Source organism: Allorhizobium borbori (assembly GCF_014196535.1).
GTDB classification, from domain to species: Bacteria; Pseudomonadota; Alphaproteobacteria; order Rhizobiales; family Rhizobiaceae; genus Ectorhizobium; species Ectorhizobium borbori.
The window spans coordinates 61,778-77,977 of the sequence record NZ_JACIDU010000003.1 but is presented as its reverse complement, the minus strand read 5'-3'; the positions used below and the strand labels follow the sequence as shown (position 1 = coordinate 77,977).

Below are 16,200 nucleotides of genomic sequence, written 5' to 3'. Positions count from 1 at the left end.
AGTCCCCTCTGGCTCCCGGGCCAGAGGGTCTTTACTCGTGCCGAAGCGCCTCGATCGGGTTCATCTGTGCCGCCCTGCGCGCCGGGAAGTAACCGAAGACCATGCCGATCGCCGCCGAAAATGCGAAGGCGATGAAGATAATCGACGGGCTGGTGACGAAGGGCAGGCCCATGAGGCTTGTGCCGAGGAAGGCAAGGCCGAGACCCAGTACAATACCGGTGACGCCGCCCAGAAGCGACAGCGTGACGGCCTCGACGAGAAACTGCGTCAGCACCTGTCCTTCCAGCGCGCCGATGGCGAGGCGGATGCCGATTTCGCGGGTACGTTCTGTCACCGAAACCAGCATGATATTCATGATGCCGATGCCGCCAACAAGCAGGCTGACGGCCGCCACGGCACCAAGAAGACCAGTCAGCAGCGTCGTCGTGCCGGTCATGGTTGCGGCAAGCTGCGTCATGTCATTCACGGAAAAGTCGTCTTCGCGGCCGGCCTGGATCTTGCGACGCTCGCGCAGCAGGTTTTCCACGTCCGCCTGGATCTTGGAGGTCGAGACACCGTCCTTGGCAGAGAGCGAAATCGAGGAAATGTCGGTCGAGCCGCCGATGCGGCGCTGGAACACCTTGAGCGGCATGACGATGGTATCGTCCTGGTCGCTCCCCATGCCGGATTCGCCTTTGGCCGCCAGAATACCGATCACCGGGCAGGAGATAGAACCAATCCGGATCTGCTGACCGATGGGATCGCTCGAACCAAACAACTCCTTCTTTACGGTCTGACCGATCACGCAGGCGGCCTGTCCGCCCCGTTCCTCACCAGACAGGAAGTCGCGGCCTTCCGTCAGGTCCCAATCCTGTGCAATGAAGAAATCATTGGTTGCGCCGGTTACGGATGTCGAATGGTTCTGGCCACCATAGATCGCGGTGGCCGTGCTGCGGTTGGAAGGCGAAACGGCCCGCAGCCCGGAGATCTGGGTCTGGATGGCCTCGACATCCCGATCGGTAAAGGCACGCGCAGTGGTGCTGGCCCGCCCGGGGCCGAACTGGCCGGGCCGCACGAAGAGCATGTTGGTACCGAGCTTGGACAGTTCGGATTTCACCTGCGCGGTCGTGCCGTTGCCGATGGTGACCATGGCGATGACCGCAGCAACGCCGATGACGATGCCAAGCACCGTGAGGAAGGAGCGCAGCATGTTACGGCGAATGGCGCGCAGCGCAAGTTTCAGTGTTTCAAGAAACATGCGTCGCCTCCCGCTCCGGATTGGGCCTGTCGGATTCGATCTTGCCGTCCACGAAGCGCATGATGCGTTTTGCATATTCGGCAATGTCGTTCTCGTGCGTCACCATGATCACGGTGATGCCCTGATCCCGGTTGAGGCCGGTGATCAACTCCATGATTTCGATACTCGTCTTTGTATCCAGATTGCCCGTCGGTTCATCCGCCAGAAGAACGGCGGGCTGGGTAACGATGGCTCGGGCAATCGCCACGCGCTGCTGCTGGCCACCGGAAAGTTGCTGGGTCGTATGGTTTTCGCGACCTGCCAGCCCGACGCGGGCCAGAGCATCTCGGGCCAGTTTGCGACGCATGCCAGCGTCAACGCCGCGATACACGAGAGGAAGCTCCACATTTTCGATCGCCGATGTGCGGGGCAGAAGATTGAAGCCCTGGAACACGAAGCCGAGCATATGCCGCCGCAACATCGTCAGTTGCGCACGGCCGAAGCCGCTGGTCGCCACACCCTGAAACAGATATTCACCGGCGCTCGGCACATCGAGACAGCCGATGATGTTCATCGCCGTCGATTTGCCCGAACCGGAAGGTCCCATGATGGCGACGAATTCGTGCTGTTGTATCGTCAAATCGACCCCATCCAGCGCGCGGATTTCAGCCTCTCCCGATCCGTAAATCTTGGAAACCTTGCGGAACTCAATCAGCGGAATATTGGCCATGACGCGTTCCCCTCAGTTGGAAACCGTTGTGGCATCCGTCACAAGCTGATCGCCTTCCTTGATGTCGCCGGAGACCAGAACGGTGGAGCGCCCATCCGTCGGGCCGGTCTTCACCTGAACCGAAACCGGGGTCTTGTCACGCATCACCCACAGGGTCCGGCCTTCTGTGGATTTGGTCTGCGCCGGACGGCCCGTACTCGGCGAGCGCGGCGGACGGAACATTCGGCTGAGGCTGAAGCCCGACGAGTTCGCCTCCGTCGCGGGAGGCGAATAGCGCAGCGCTGCATTGGGAACAAGCAGCGCGTCATCCACGGATTGAACGGTAATATCCGCCGTCGCCGTCATACCGGGCCGCAGAAGCAGATCCGCATTGTCCACCGTCAGAATGGCTTTGTAGGTCACGACATTCGATGTGGTTTCAGAGGCGAATCGCACGGTCTCAATGCTCGCCGGAAAGCTCTTTTCCGGATAGGCGTCGACGTTAAAAGTGGCTTTCTGGCCTTCCTCCACCTGCCCGACATCCGCTTCATCAACGGCCACCTGCAACTCCATCTTGCGCAGATCGCCAGCGATTGTGAACAGCACGGGAGCGGAAAGGGACGAGGCGACCGTTTGGCCGGGATCGACGTCGCGCGTCAGGACCACCCCGTCGATGGGCGACACGATCTTCGCCTTGCCAAGGTTAACTTCTGCCAGCTTGAGATCGGCTTCGGAGGATAACACGCTTGCTTCGTTGATCTGTTTGGCGGCGACCGCTGCATCATAGGCATATTGAGCGGCGTCGAGATCCTGCTGGCTCGAAACGCGGTTGTCGACGAGACTTGTCAGCCGGTCGAGCTTGGTTTTCGCCGCATTGAGCTCAGCATCGGCCTTCACCACATTGGCATGTGCGGAGGCGAGCTTCGCGCGCGCGCTCTGCAAATCGGCCTGCAGCTTGTTCGTATCGAGTTCGGCCAGAACATCGCCGGTCTTCACCAGGCTGTTATAGGTGACGTTGACGTTGCGGATCGTGCCCGAAAGCTCCGAGGATACATCCACCTGATCGGTCGGCTGAACCGAACCGGTCGCAGTGACGATAACGTTGAGATCACCCCGCGTCAGCGGCATCGTCGTGTAGCTGTACCGGGCGGACGAACCGCTGGAGAGCCACAGATAGCCACCGCCAGCCAGCCCCAGAACGAGCAGGGAGGTGATGATGTACTTCCGCCGCTTTGCCCCGCCGGACATGCCACCAGAGATGCCGCCGGCTGCCCCCAGAATGGCCGCCATGTCGGGCGTCGTCTGCCCGGCCGCACCGCTCGCTCTTCCGTCCAGCTCGCTCATCGTTCCACCATCTCCTGCCTGCTTGCACGTCGTCTGATTGCGTGGTGACACAACCTTGCGCGGTATTGAAGTGAATAGTTGGTAATCTTCGCCGTCGCGCCCCGGATAGACCACAAACGCGACAATTGGTCCTTAAAAACAAAACGCCCGCTAACGCGGGCGTCTGCTCAGGGCAGGGAAATGGGGAAATCCCGTCTATGATCGTCGGGATCCCCCGCTGAGACCCTTCGCGTGTGGATCCACGAAAGGTAAGTGTTGAATAACCTCATTCATCACCTTTTGTAAAGCGTAACAAGATGAAATGTACGACAATTCCGCGTGATGTGTCGCAAATATGACAATGGCAGGTTGTCCAGAAGCGAGGCGGTTAAGCGCGCGCTCGACAATTCCGCATGGATTATCTAACATGAAACTCTGAATATGATTACAGAAAGTCCAGAATGGACCCGCTAAGCGATATCGTGACCTTGCTTCGGCCGAACACGGCTATTTCCAAACCCATTGCCGGGCGAGGGCGCTGGGGCGTGCGCTATGTGGCGCATGATGCGCCCGGCTTCACAATCATTCTGAAAGGCGAGTGCTGGATTACCTTCGAGGACCAGGAACCGCTGAGGCTGCGCAAAGGTGACTTCCTGCTTCTGCCAACAACACCAGCCTTTACGCTCACCAGTCATTTGGGCGTCGATGCCCACATGCGCGAACCGATGGACACAGCCGTCCGCCACGGCGAGCAGGAAGGCGAGACCGATTTCGAATCGTTGGGCGGCAGTTTCCATATCGAGCCGGCCAATGCCGCACTGCTGTTAACGCTGCTGCCGCGCATGATCCATATTCCATCCTCCAGTGGCCGGACCGGCAAACTGAGCCGCGTGATCGATCTCATAATGGAAGAATGCGCCGGCGATGATCCCGGCAGACAGATGCTTCTTCAACGTCTGCTCGAGGTTCTGTTGATCGAGGCGTTGCGGGGGCAGGGCACAGCCGCAAACGATTCCAGATCCGGGCTGCTTAACGGTCTGCGCGACCCTTCTCTTGCCCGCGCCCTGCGGGCAATGCACGCGGATGTGCGAGCCAACTGGACAGTTGTGTCACTCGCGAATCTGGCTGGTCAGTCCCGGTCGGCCTTCGCCGCCCGCTTTCGAGATGTTCTCGGCTACGGGCCAATCGAATATCTTTCCCGCTGGCGTATGGCCCTGGCCAGGGATGCGTTGATCCGGGGAGAAAAAAACCTCGAAAGCATCGCCGAAGAGATTGGCTACGAATCCGCGAGCGCCTTCAGCACAGCCTTCCGGAAACGACAGGGCTGTCCTCCGGGAAAATTCGCCCGCGAAGCCGTCTGAAATCGGCCCGCCCCAATCACACAGTATGCAGTCAGGACGATTGAGCAATCATAACGGACTGATGATTATGGTCGATCCAGGCTATTGCGTCTAACAAGGGCCATCCCAACCTGATGGAGGCTCAAATGCAAACAATCATGATTACCGGCACGTCGTCGGGCTACGGCCTTGAAACCGCGCGCCATTTCCTCGCCAAAGGCTGGCACGTCATCGCCACCATGCGGCGGCCGAACCCCGACCTGCTGCCGCAATCGCCGAACTTGACACTTCTGCCGCTCGACGTGACGAGCGATGAAAGCATCACAACCGCCATCGCGGCGGCTGGACCGGTCGATGTGCTGGTCAACAATGCCGGTATCGGTGTCGTTGGTGCCTTCGAAGCCACACCGATGCACCACGTCCGCAAGGTCTTCGATACCAATACGTTCGGCGTCATGGCCATGTGCCAGGCGGTTATCCCGCAGATGCGCACCCGCCGTTCCGGCGTTATCGTCAACGTCACATCCTCGGTCACGCTAGCCGCCATGCCGCTGGCGGCGGCCTACACAGCCAGCAAACAGGCCATCGAAGGTTTCACGGGGTCGCTTGCCCACGAACTCCACCATTTCGGCATTCGCACCAAGCTGGTGGAGCCGGGCTACGGTCCGACGACCCGTTTCAGCCAGAACACCAATGTCCGGATCGAAGATCTCATTCCCGAAACCTATGCGGATTTTGCAGCCCCGATCTTCGCCGCCTTTGCCGCGCCGACCCTGACAACGCAGGAAGCAGATGTCGCGGAAACCATTTGGACCGCCGTAAATGATACCACCGAACGGCTGCACTTCCCGGCCGGAGCGGATGCCATAGCGCTTTCCCAACAAACCCGCGCCGCATGAACTGAACGATTTCGAGGGAAATGGCGGACAGCACCCGATGAAGATGAGCACTACAGATTTACGATAGTCATCTGATATTTAATGGAAATGTCCGCTCTGTGCGGTAATCGACGGTCTTTGGCAGCGATTGCGTAGCTTTTGGCGCCAATAGAGAGGTTTCGGCAGTGTTCGGAGAAGGCGAGCAAACGCCTTGAGTCGTTCATGCAGGCAAACGACCCGCTGCGGATGGCGAGCTCCCACGGTAGCTGCCGACGCTATCGTTCATCGTATCGCGACTGCGCCTCACGGACCTGTTCCCAGTTCTCCTTGGCCCAATCGACCAATCCTTGGGTTGGGTGGAGCAGCCGTCTTCCGAGTTCTGTCATCTCATATTCGACGCGGGGCGGTACCTCGGGAAACACCTCCCGGATCACCATCCCATCTCGCTCGAGGTTCTTCAGGGTAGAAGACAGCATTCTCTGCGAAATGCCGGGGACCGCACGCTCAAGCTCGGAGAACCGGGCGCGGCCACCCAGGAGATCGAGCGAGAGCACGACGAAGATCGTCCATTTGTCGCCGATCTTCGTCAGCAACTCCCGTACCGCCAGCGGGTCCGAACTCCGGCAAATCGCTGCAGGGTCCAACTGCCTGATTTTGCTCGACGCCCCCATAACTTACCTCGACGTAAGTGACTGATTTCAAAATGCGTTCTTCCGAAGAATTGGCTTCCAGATTATATCTAGCTCTCATTCAGTAAGCAACTACTCGAATAGCGGAGAGCGCCCGATGCCAAATCCCGAGTACGCCACCTACCAACCTGCGGCCCCATATTTCGACCTCGTACGAGAGGCGCTTGGCGATCTCGTTGATGGTGGGCATTTCTTCGACGTCATCACCAACCAGACCATTTATGAAGTTCTTTATGAGGTGCCCGGCTGGCCGCGCGTCATCACCGGGCGTGACGATCTGATGGCCGTATTCCGGGGCTATGTTGAAGCCATCGCGCTGCAATCAGCCGACAAGCTGGCCGTTCATAAGACGGATGACGGCATCGTCATTGAATACGAGGTGCATGGCACGATCCTTTCGACCGGAGTGAACTACGATAACCGGTTTTGCTCGATCATCCGGCTTGAGAACCGCAAGATTGCCCATTGGCGGGATTACATGGACTCGCTCGCGGCCTGGAATGCGCTAACGGCGCAGGCTCGGGGGTGATCGCCATGAAGCAGATTCTCATGATCGAAGTCAGCCCAAGGGGACGGGACTCGGCAAGCCGGGCCGTGGCCGACACACTGGCCGCGCGCCTTGTCGATCTTTACCCATCGGCAAAACTCGTGCGCCGCGATATCGCAACCGAGTGCCTGCCGCATCTGGATGGGACCACGCTCCGGGCCATCTCTACGAAGGACCCGGACGAGGCAGCGCGATTACAAGAGGCCGTACGCCTGTCCGACACATTGACTGACGAGTTGTTGGCCTCCGATCTTCTGGTGATCGCGACACCGATGTGGAACTTCGGCATTCCATCAGCACTCAAAGCCTGGATCGATCTGGTCATCCGACCAGGCCGGACATTCCAGTATGCCGAAGGTGGGGTGTTCGGGCTCGCGAAGCACAAGAGGGCGATCCTGGTGCTCGCGTCGGGTGGCGTGTTCACGGACGGCCCGTGGCAGTCGTGGGATTACGTCGAGCCTTACCTGCGCCAGATCCTCGGGTTCATAGGCGTTACGGACGTGCAGACCGTTCGTGCGCAGGGGATGAATATCCCGGCCTTGGCGCCCGATGCGGTGTCGAAAGCGCAGGACGCTGTTGCCGAGCTTGTTCTGTAGTCATTGCATGGCGAGCAAAGCCTTTGCGCCATAGTCAGTGGCATTGCGGTCGGGGCGACGGCACTTCAGGCTCCCGAGAAGAGAAGTACGGAGGGAAATCGGCGGCAATCGGCACCAATCCGTTCTCGGAATTGGCCATTTTGGCCAAAATGGCGGAAGAGGTGGGATTCGAACCCACGGTAGACTCGCGCCTACGCCGGTTTTCAAGACCGGTGCCTTAAACCGCTCGGCCACTCTTCCGATTGCCGCCTTATGGCCTAAAGGCCGCGTCATTGGCAAGAGTGCTGCCCTGTTTCGTGGCGAATTAATAGCCGCGTCCGGGCGGCGCCGGCCGGCGGGAGCCTGCAAACAGGCAAGGACTTTACGATCCATTAACCATAATACATTGAATTTTAACGTTATTGATTGGCGCCTCCCATTTTTGCCATCATCTGATATGAATTGTGGAGTTGTCGATCCTCGCGGACATGAAGCGTGAGGTGAGGGGCGGACCGGTTTCGTATTTCGTTGTTTTGACCGGCCATGACAGGATGTGGGACAAGATGAGCAAGAAGAATGCAGGACATAAGCTGGCGAAGGGCTTTTCGTGGATTGTCCTTCCTATGGTTTGTCTCAGCATGGCATCTTGCGCGACGACCCAGAAGATGGAGCCCAAGAAACAGCAGGCACGCAGCAAGGAATATTTCTCGGAGAAGGAATATGGCGTCAAAGCCAGCCCGCGCGTCGCTGATGGCAAGAATATTCCCAAGGGCGGCGGTCGCTACATGCTGGGCCAGCCCTATCAGGTGAAGGGCAAGACCTACGTTCCCAAGGAAGAGCAGGGTTATAACAAGACTGGCCTCGCCTCGTGGTATGGATCGGCTTTCCATGGTCGCCTGACGGCCAACGGTGAAGTCTATGATCAGTTGCACCTTTCCGCCGCACATCCGACCTTTCCGCTGCCGAGCTATGCCCGCGTCACCAATCTCGATACCGGTTCTTCGGTCGTCGTGCGCGTGAATGACCGCGGCCCCTATCACCCTGGTCGTATCATAGACGTCTCGAACAAGGCCGCGGAGCTTCTGGATTTCCAGCGCACCGGCACGGGCCGCGTCAACGTGCAATATGTCGGTCGCGCACCGCTCGATGGCCACGATATGCCGTATCTGATGGCCTCCTACGTTCGCAAGGGTGATCGCCTGCCGTCCATCGCACCGGAAGGCCAGATCGCTACCGGCGTCATGGTCGCTTCCAACGAACGCATGGGATCGTCGTCGCCGATGCGCCGCATGGAATCCTACCAGACGTCCGGTTCCATGCAGACGAGCCTGTCCGGATCGACGCCCAGCGGTGGCAATACGCGTCCTTCCGCCTTTGCCATGATGTCCGCATCCACTGCTGCCGCAGAGGCGGCATCGGCGAACGCCAACGCCAAACATGCGGCGACGGCGTCGGCCGTTCCGCTGCCGGCCTCGCGTCCGATGGCAAGCGTTGCTCCTGCCACCGTTCGCGCCGCTGCGCCGGTGCAGGCTGCCCCGCGCGTCGCACCCGCACCGGTTCCGGTCGCTGCCGCAGCGCCTGTCATGCAGGTTGTGCCGCGCGCACCCGCTGCTGCCAAGCCCGTCGCACACCAGCAGGCCCCGATGACGGCCGTCTCGCCGTCAAAGCCGAATGTGGCGCTCGTCTGGACCACCGGGGCCGCCCCGATCAGTCGCTGACATCTTCAGTTTGAGGAAAGGGCTTGCATGAAGACCCGGCAAGCGCTTTTTCTGGTCTGGGCCGCTTGTACGGCCTTGGCAAATCACGGTGCATGGGCCCAGAACAATCCTGTTCTGCTGGCGGATGTGAAAGCACCGCGCGTGCTGATGGTCGAGGAGGCCACAGGCACAGTCCTTCTTTCCCGCAAGCCCGATGAGCCTTTCGCGCCGGGCTCTATTGCCAAGATGATGACGGTGGAAACCGTCCTCGATGCCCTTTCCAGAAGCGAAATAAGTCTCGATACCACTTATCCGGTCACGGAATTCGCCTGGCGTACCGGCGGCGCACCTTCCCGTACCACCACCATGTTTGCAGCCCTGCGCAGCAACATCACTGTCAGGGATTTGTTGAGCGGCGTCATCGTGCAAAATGCCAATGATGGCTGCATCGTTCTGGCGGAAGGTCTGGCAGGCTCGGAGCCGGCATTCGTCACACGCATGAACGAGCGGGCGAATACGCTCGGTCTGTCAGGATCACGCTTCGGCAATTCCACTGGCCTGCCGCCGGCAGAGAGCAGCATGACCGCCATCGATATGGTGAGGCTGGCCAGACATATGCGCACCGCATATCCGCAGGTGCTGCCGCTCTATACCCAGGCCGATTTCGAATGGAACCGCATTCGCCAGCGCAACAAGAACCCGCTTCTCGGCACGATCGCGGGCGTCGATGGTTTCGCGGCGGGGTTTGCTGAAGGGGCGGGGTTCAGCCTCATGGCCACTGCCATGCGGGGCGACACACGCCTTTACCTCGCCATGAGCGGGCTTGCCAGCGAGAAGGAGCGGCAGGACGAAGCAGCCCGTCTCCTGGAGTGGGGTTTCAATGGCTTCACCTCGCTTACGGTGTATGGCGCCGGCAATGTCGTCGGACAGGCCGTGGTCTACGGCGGCGCGGCAGAAAAGGTGGCCCTGGCGCCCCGAGAGGATGTACGGGTCTACGCACCGACCGGCGATCTGGGCCGTCTTTCCGCGCAAGTTGTCTATCGCGGACCGATCCGCGCGCCCATTAACAGGGATCAGGAGGTCGGTCGCATCAGGATCATGATCGGGGACGCTGTTCTTCAGGAAGCGCCGGTCTACACTTCCGAAGCCGTGGGCGAGGGGGGGCTTGCCAGTCGGGCGAAGGACGCGGTCTGGTCACTCCTTTTCTCATGGCTGTGAAAGCCGATGTTTCATTGCCGGCGTCATTGCTCTATGAAATGCGCTGAGCGGTGGCACCGCATGGGATTCCCGGACTGACAGGAAAGCGTCTTGGCTGAAATCAGAGGTTTGTTCATCAGTTTTGAAGGTGGGGAGGGGGCTGGCAAGTCCACGCAGATCCGTCACCTCGCCGACAAACTGACGCGGCGCGGCTTCGATGTGCTGGTAACGCGGGAGCCCGGCGGTTCCGCCGGTGCGGAAGCGGTTCGCCACGTCCTGCTGTCCGGCGCCGTGGAAGGCTTTGGGACGGGCATGGAAGCCCTGCTCTTCGCAGCAGCGCGCAACGACCATGTTCGCGAAGTCATCCGGCCCGCGCTGGAGCGTGGCGCCGTCGTCCTGTGCGATCGCTTCATGGATTCCTCGCGCGTCTATCAGGGCGGCTCTGGCGATCTCAGTCCTGATTTCCTGACGCGATTGGAACGGGTGGCGATCGACGACACACCGCCGGATCTCACCATCATCCTCGATATTCCGGCGGCCGCCGGCCTGGCGCGCGCGCGCCAGCGCGCCGAAGCCACCGGCACCGGTGGAGAGCCGGATCGCTACGAGAAGGAAAACATCGCCGTTCACGAAGCACGCCGGCAGGGCTTTCTCGACATTGCCCGCCGCGAGCCGAACCGCTGCAAGGTCATCGACGCGACCCGCGACGTGGCAACCATCGCCAATGACATCATGGCCGTGGTGGCGCCGCGCCTTGCAGGGATCGCGCCCGCGGGTGGCGAAACGGAAGGCACGGTATGAGCAACGAGCGGCACGATGTTCTCGACGGGGCCATCCATCCCTCGGAAAACACACGGCTTTTCGGCCATGCCGAGGCGCAGGCATTTCTGGCGCAATCCTATCGATCAGGCAAAGGTCACCACGCCATCCTGATGGAGGGACCGGAGGGGATCGGCAAGGCCACACTCGCCTTCCGCTTCGCCAACCATGTTCTCTCCCATCCAGACCCGGCCACCGCACCGGATGCGATTGCCGACCCCGATCCGCAATCCGTCATCAGCCGTCAGATTGCGTCAGGCGCCTCCCATAACCTGCTGCATCTGACCCGACCGGTCGACGAAAAGACAGGCCGGGTGAAGGCGGCGATCACGGTGGACGAAGTGCGCCGGGCAGGGCACTTCTTCGCCCAGACCTCCGGCACCGGCAACTGGCGCATCGTCATCATCGATCCTGCTGATGATCTGAACCGCAATGCCGCAAACGCCATCCTGAAGATACTTGAGGAGCCGCCGAAAAGGGCCATGTTCCTCGTGCTCAGCCATGCGCCAGGCCGGCTTCTGGCGACCATTCGCTCGCGCTGCCTGCCGCTCAGGCTCGAGGCGCTGGGCACGGCTGATCTGAAAAAGGCACTCGCGGCGCTGAGGGTCGATCCCGGTGCAAATGCCGAGGCTTTGCTGGAAAAGGCGGGCGGCAGCGTTTCGGAAGCGCTCAAGCTCATCAACTATGGCGGCATGGACATTGCTGAAGCACTCTCAGGAGTGCTGGCGGCCTCCGGTCCGTCCGCACGCAAGGCCATGCACAAGCTGGCGGATGTGCTGTCTTCCAAGGATAACGACGTCATCCACGGCTTCTTCACCGGGCATCTGGAAAACACCGTCATGCTGCGGGCGAGGGCGCTCGCGCTTTCCGGCGATCTCGATGCCGCCGACCGGCAGGCCCGCCTTGCCGCCGACATTCAGGAACGGCTGCGGGTCTCGCAGGCCTACAATCTCGACCGCAAGCAGACCATCATATCGCTTCTGGAAGATGTGAAGGCTCTGGGTTGATCCTCGACCCGTAAATCGGCTTTTCCGGTAAACTTGCTGTTCCACTCAAGACCCAGTTGGAGTAAGAGCGGCATGTTGAAAGATACATCGGATGAAGCCCGCCATGACAGACAAGTCCCCGTTCTACATCACCACCGCGATTGCCTATCCCAATGGCAAGCCCCATATCGGCCATGCGTACGAAATGATCGCAACCGATGCCATGGCGCGCTTCCAGCGGCTTGACGGTCGTCCGGTGTTCTTCCTGACGGGAACGGATGAGCACGGCCAGAAGATGCAGCAGACGGCCCGCGCCGAAGGGATCACACCGCAGGAACTTGCCAAGCGCAACTCCGACGCTTTCGAAGATATGGCGAAGCTTCTGAACATTTCCAACGATGACTTCATCCGCACCACGCAGGAGCGTCATCACAGGACGGTTCAGGAAGTCTGGCGCCGCATGGCGGCCAATGGCGATATCTACAAGGACAGCTATTCCGGCTGGTATTCCGTGCGCGATGAAGCCTTCTATCAGGAAGGTGAAACCGAGCTGCGCGCGGATGGCGTGCGCTACGGCCCCCAAGGCACGCCGGTGGAATGGGTGGAGGAAGAGAGCTATTTCTTCCGCCTGTCCGCCTATGAAGACCGCCTGCTGAAGCTTTACGAGGATCAGCCAGATTTTATCGGCCCGACCGAGCGCCGCAATGAAATCCTCTCCTTCGTCAAGGGTGGCCTCAAGGATCTGTCGGTCTCGCGCACGACCTTCGACTGGGGTATCAAGGTTCCGGATGATCCGGCGCATGTCATGTATGTGTGGGTCGATGCACTGACCAACTACATCACCGCCACCGGCTATGTGGAAGACGTCAACGGCCCGCTGGCAAAGTTCTGGCCGGCGGATGTTCACATCATCGGCAAGGATATCATCCGCTTCCACGCCGTTTACTGGCCCGCCTTCCTGATGAGCGCCGGTCTGCCGCTTCCCAAGCGCGTTTTCGCCCACGGCTTCCTGCTCAACAAGGGCGAGAAGATGTCAAAGTCGCTCGGCAATGTCGTCGATCCCGTCAATCTGGTGAACCATTTTGGCCTCGATCAGGTGCGCTACTTCTTCCTGCGCGAAGTCTCCTTCGGCCAGGACGGCTCCTACAGTGAAGAGGGGATCGCCACCCGCATCAATGCCGACCTCGCCAATGGCATCGGCAATCTCGCCAGCCGTTCGCTGTCGATGATCGTCAAGAACTGCGACGGCCAGATCCCGACGCCGGGTGAACTGACGGACGCCGATCAGGCCATGCTCGCCTCGGTAGACGGCCTGCTGACCGTATGCCGCGAGGAATTCGCCACGCAGCAGATTCACAAGGCCGTGGCGGCCATCATCGCCGTTGTCTCCGAAACGGACCGCTATTTCGCCGGTCAGGAGCCCTGGGCGTTGAAGAAGACCGACCCGGCGCGCATGGCCACCGTGCTTTACGTAACCGCGGAAGTCGTGCGCCAGATCGCCATCCTGACACAACCGATCATGCCGACCAGCGCTGGCAAGTTGCTCGATCTCGTGGCGGCTCCGGCCGACAAGCGTGATTTCGTGGCACTGGGCGACGCGGGTCGTCTCGTTCCCGGCACTCCGCTTTCTGCCCCCACGCCGGTCTTCCCGCGTTACGTGGCGCCGGAAGCGTAAGGACCGTTTCCATGCTGATCGATACGCACTGCCATCTGGATTTCGCCGACTTCGAGGCCGAGCGCGACGAAATAGTTGCCCGCGCCATGGAGGCCGGCGTCGGCCAGATGGTGACGATCTCCACCCGCGTCCGCAAGCTCGACATGCTGCTGGCGATCACCGACAAATATCCGAATATCTTCTGTTCGGTCGGTACGCATCCGAATAACGCCAACGAGGAACTCGACATTACCGCCGACGACCTCGTGGCGCTGACGAAAAAGCACGCGAAGATCGTCGCCATCGGCGAGGCCGGGCTCGATTACTTCTATGATACACAGACACCGGAAGACCAGAAGACCGGGCTTCTGCGCCACATCGAAGCCGCGCGCCGCACGCAGCTTCCGCTCGTCATCCACAGTCGCGCGGCGGATGAGGACATGGCGGCTATCCTGCGGGACGAGACGGGGAAGGGGGCATTCCCCTTCATTCTGCACTGCTTCTCCTCCGGCCAGGCGCTGGCTGACACAGGTGTCGAACTCGGCGGTTACGTGTCCTTTTCCGGTATCCTGACCTTCCCGAAATCGACGGAACTCCGCGACATCGCAGCCACCGTGCCGCTCGACCGGCTTCTGGTCGAAACCGATGCGCCTTATCTGGCACCGAAGCGCTGGCGCGGCAAACGCAATGAACCGTCCTACGTCGTGAACACGGCGGAGGTGCTGGCAGAGGTGAAGGGCGTCTCCTATGAGGAGATCGCGCGGATCACCACCGAAAATGCTTTTCGGGTCTTCTCCCGTATGCCGAAGGTCGTGGCATGACGGAAGAACGGAAGACATGGCAGCGACGCTTTACTGTGCTCGGCTGCGGGTCTTCTCCCGGTGTTCCCCGTATCACCGGCGATTGGGGGGCCTGCGATCCGTCCAATCCGCGAAACCGCCGCAGCCGGGCCTCGTTTCTGGTGGAACAGGTCGCGCCAGGCGGCGGCAAGACGACAGTCGTCATCGATACCGGGCCAGATTTCCGCGAGCAGATGATTTCTGCTGGCGTGCAGCACATCGATGCCGTTCTCTATACCCATGCCCATGCTGACCATCTGCACGGGCTGGACGATCTGCGCGGCTACTTCGTGATGCAGCACAGCCGCATACCGATCCACGCGGATGCGTTCACGATGGACCGCATCCGGGCCGGTTTCGGATATTGCCTTGAAACACCGCCCGGCAGCAGTTACCCGCCCATCGTGAAACCGGAAATCATCGAGACGCCGGACAGTCCCGTGACCATCGAAGGCGCGGGCGGCCCGATCACCTTCATGCCGCTACTACAAAGGCACGGTGATATTCATTCTCTGGGTTTTCGCATCGGCGACGTGGCCTATTGCAGCGATGTGTCCGCTTACCCGGATGAAACCGTGCCGAAGCTGCAAGGCCTCGATCTTCTGGTAATCGACGCCTTGCAATATCGACGCCATCCCAGCCATTTTTCGCTGGAAGAAGCGCTGGAATGGATCGACAGGCTGAAACCTCGCCATGCCGTGCTGACGCATATGCACATTCCGCTCGATTATGAGACCGTCATGGGTGAGACACCGGCCCATGTCGAGCCGGCTTATGACGGGCTGGTATTCACGGTTGAGGCCAATCCGTCCGCGCCGTAATCGGGCCAGATTTTACCCGTCATGCCAGCCCATGGTAATGTGTCCTTGGACACCCAAGCGGACAATAAACCGTTGAATTATCGACACTTGGCAGCGGCGGGCGCAAAGTTTCTCCCAAGCCTTCTCACTCATGTGTTCCATAATCTATCTTATGTGATATTTGTTTGTAGCCGGATACATTCTATATTCAAGTGAGACATGTAAATTATTTCAATGACTTAACTTTGGCGGTTTTGGTATATCGCACTGCTATCCACAACTGACCCTCGCCGGTCGACAGCGGCTTTATCGCCTCGTTGCCCGCAAGGTACCGATCAACGAGATGACCCGCCAGCTTGAGCGTCGTCGTTCAACAATCTACTGCGAGATCAAGCGCAATACATTCCACGACCACGAATTTCCCGAGTTTGGCGATCACTCAGGCGCGATTGGCCCCAGCCTTTTCCTGCAGAATGAACTGATCGAGTGTCATGTGGTCGAGGACGGCTGACATGGCGTCACGCACCTCGGTCATCGAAAGCCGCACGGCGCAGGTCTCAGGGTTGGAACAGTCTTCACAGGCTTCGAAGGCTGTGCGGCTAGCGCAGCGGATGGGAGCCAGCGGACCATCGAGCGTGCGCACGATCTGACCGATGTAAATATCGGAAGCCGGCTTGGACAAGGCGTAGCCTCCGCCAGGGCCTTTCTTTGAACGCAACATGCCACCATTGCGCAGTTCAAGCAGGATTGTATCGAGAAATTTCTTCGGAATGTTGTTGCGCGTGGCAATCTCATTCACGAAAGCCGTCTCGCCCGGCGCAAGCTGCGCAAGGTCTGCCATCGCCTTGAGGCCATACTTGCCTTTTTTGGTCAGCATATATCAGTCAACTCTCGCGGTCAGTCTGTACGGGCGGCCTGACGAACACTCTGA

Annotated in this window: 16 protein-coding genes, 1 tRNA gene and 1 pseudogene; 12 read left to right on the top strand and 6 right to left on the bottom strand. The window is 60.0% G+C overall.

Features of this window, described 5'->3' with window-relative positions; genetic code table 11:
* Positions 1–31: 31 nt before the first annotated feature.
* Genes GGQ66_RS04415 through GGQ66_RS04405 form a run of 3 tightly spaced genes read right to left on the bottom strand, consistent with a single transcriptional unit; the run spans position 32 to position 3,269 of the window.
* On the bottom strand, positions 32–1,237 hold the full coding sequence (locus GGQ66_RS04415) for an ABC transporter permease (protein WP_183789827.1): 1,206 nt from the start codon (positions 1,235–1,237) through the stop codon (positions 32–34).
* Positions 1,227–1,946, bottom strand: a complete 720-nt coding sequence (locus GGQ66_RS04410) for an ABC transporter ATP-binding protein (RefSeq protein WP_183789825.1) — start codon at positions 1,944–1,946, stop codon at positions 1,227–1,229. Before GGQ66_RS04410 ends, GGQ66_RS04415 begins: the two co-directional genes overlap by 11 nt.
* Positions 1,947–1,958: 12 nt before the next feature.
* A complete protein-coding gene (locus GGQ66_RS04405) occupies positions 1,959–3,269 on the bottom strand; it encodes an efflux RND transporter periplasmic adaptor subunit (protein ID WP_183789823.1) in 1,311 nt (436 codons plus the stop codon).
* A 440-nt stretch (positions 3,270–3,709) separates the two neighbouring features.
* Here GGQ66_RS04405 and GGQ66_RS04400 point away from each other — a divergent pair, with 440 nt between their 5' ends.
* Together GGQ66_RS04400 and GGQ66_RS04395 are read left to right on the top strand one after the other, a co-directional pair.
* Entirely contained in the window at positions 3,710–4,609 is a 900-nt protein-coding gene (locus tag GGQ66_RS04400) for an AraC family transcriptional regulator (RefSeq protein WP_183789821.1), read from the top strand.
* A 125-nt stretch (positions 4,610–4,734) separates the two neighbouring features.
* Entirely contained in the window at positions 4,735–5,487 is a 753-nt protein-coding gene (locus tag GGQ66_RS04395) for an SDR family oxidoreductase (protein ID WP_183789819.1), read from the top strand.
* 254 nt (positions 5,488–5,741) lie between these two features.
* Here GGQ66_RS04395 and GGQ66_RS04390 read toward each other — a convergent pair whose 3' ends face one another.
* Positions 5,742–6,137, bottom strand: coding sequence for a winged helix-turn-helix transcriptional regulator (locus GGQ66_RS04390; protein ID WP_183789817.1), 396 nt, complete (start codon positions 6,135–6,137; stop codon positions 5,742–5,744).
* 115 nt (positions 6,138–6,252) lie between these two features.
* On the opposite strand from GGQ66_RS04390, the gene GGQ66_RS04385 reads away from it, so the two are divergent.
* Both GGQ66_RS04385 and GGQ66_RS04380 read left to right on the top strand, forming a co-directional pair.
* Positions 6,253–6,684 carry a nuclear transport factor 2 family protein gene (locus GGQ66_RS04385; protein WP_183789815.1) on the top strand — a complete coding sequence of 144 codons (432 nt, stop codon included), beginning with the start codon at positions 6,253–6,255 and terminating at the stop codon, positions 6,682–6,684.
* Between the two features lie 5 nt (positions 6,685–6,689).
* Positions 6,690–7,298, top strand: a complete 609-nt coding sequence (locus tag GGQ66_RS04380; RefSeq protein WP_183789813.1) for an FMN-dependent NADH-azoreductase — start codon at positions 6,690–6,692, stop codon at positions 7,296–7,298.
* Between the two features lie 150 nt (positions 7,299–7,448).
* Here GGQ66_RS04380 and GGQ66_RS04375 read toward each other — a convergent pair.
* Positions 7,449–7,538 (bottom strand) — tRNA-Ser (locus GGQ66_RS04375).
* A gap of 362 nt (positions 7,539–7,900) precedes the next feature.
* Between GGQ66_RS04375 and GGQ66_RS04370 the strand changes: the two genes are divergently transcribed.
* From GGQ66_RS04370 to GGQ66_RS04335, 8 genes and pseudogenes are all read left to right on the top strand, one after another.
* Complete coding sequence (locus tag GGQ66_RS04370) at positions 7,901–8,995, top strand: septal ring lytic transglycosylase RlpA family protein (protein WP_370686294.1); 1,095 nt, start codon at positions 7,901–7,903, stop codon at positions 8,993–8,995.
* Positions 8,996–9,022: 27 nt separating this feature from the next.
* Positions 9,023–10,192 (top strand): D-alanyl-D-alanine carboxypeptidase family protein, encoded by a 1,170-nt coding sequence (locus GGQ66_RS04365; RefSeq protein ID WP_183789809.1) that lies wholly within the window; start codon positions 9,023–9,025, stop codon positions 10,190–10,192.
* A gap of 90 nt (positions 10,193–10,282) precedes the next feature.
* Entirely contained in the window at positions 10,283–10,972 is a 690-nt protein-coding gene (gene tmk, locus GGQ66_RS04360) for a dTMP kinase (protein ID WP_183789807.1), read from the top strand.
* Positions 10,969–11,997 (top strand): DNA polymerase III subunit delta', encoded by a 1,029-nt coding sequence (locus GGQ66_RS04355; protein ID WP_183789805.1) that lies wholly within the window; start codon positions 10,969–10,971, stop codon positions 11,995–11,997. The genes tmk and GGQ66_RS04355 overlap by 4 nt, the downstream gene beginning before the upstream one ends.
* Positions 11,998–12,100: 103 nt before the next feature.
* Positions 12,101–13,651, top strand: coding sequence for a methionine--tRNA ligase (gene metG / locus GGQ66_RS04350; RefSeq protein ID WP_183789803.1), 1,551 nt, complete (start codon positions 12,101–12,103; stop codon positions 13,649–13,651).
* 11 nt (positions 13,652–13,662) lie between these two features.
* The gene (locus tag GGQ66_RS04345; protein ID WP_183789801.1) at positions 13,663–14,451 is read left to right on the top strand and encodes a TatD family hydrolase; all 789 of its coding nucleotides are present in this window, start codon (positions 13,663–13,665) and stop codon (positions 14,449–14,451) included.
* Entirely contained in the window at positions 14,448–15,290 is an 843-nt protein-coding gene (locus tag GGQ66_RS04340) for an MBL fold metallo-hydrolase (RefSeq protein ID WP_183789799.1), read from the top strand. Before GGQ66_RS04345 ends, GGQ66_RS04340 begins: the two co-directional genes overlap by 4 nt.
* 238 nt (positions 15,291–15,528) lie before the next feature.
* Positions 15,529–15,720 (top strand): annotated as a pseudogene (locus tag GGQ66_RS04335) (helix-turn-helix domain-containing protein); the annotation flags it as partial.
* On the opposite strand, the gene GGQ66_RS04330 reads toward GGQ66_RS04335, so the two are convergent.
* Positions 15,709–16,146, bottom strand: coding sequence for an RrF2 family transcriptional regulator (locus tag GGQ66_RS04330; protein WP_183789797.1), 438 nt, complete (start codon positions 16,144–16,146; stop codon positions 15,709–15,711). The pseudogene GGQ66_RS04335 and the gene GGQ66_RS04330 overlap by 12 nt on opposite strands.
* Between the last annotated feature and the right edge of the window lie 54 nt (positions 16,147–16,200).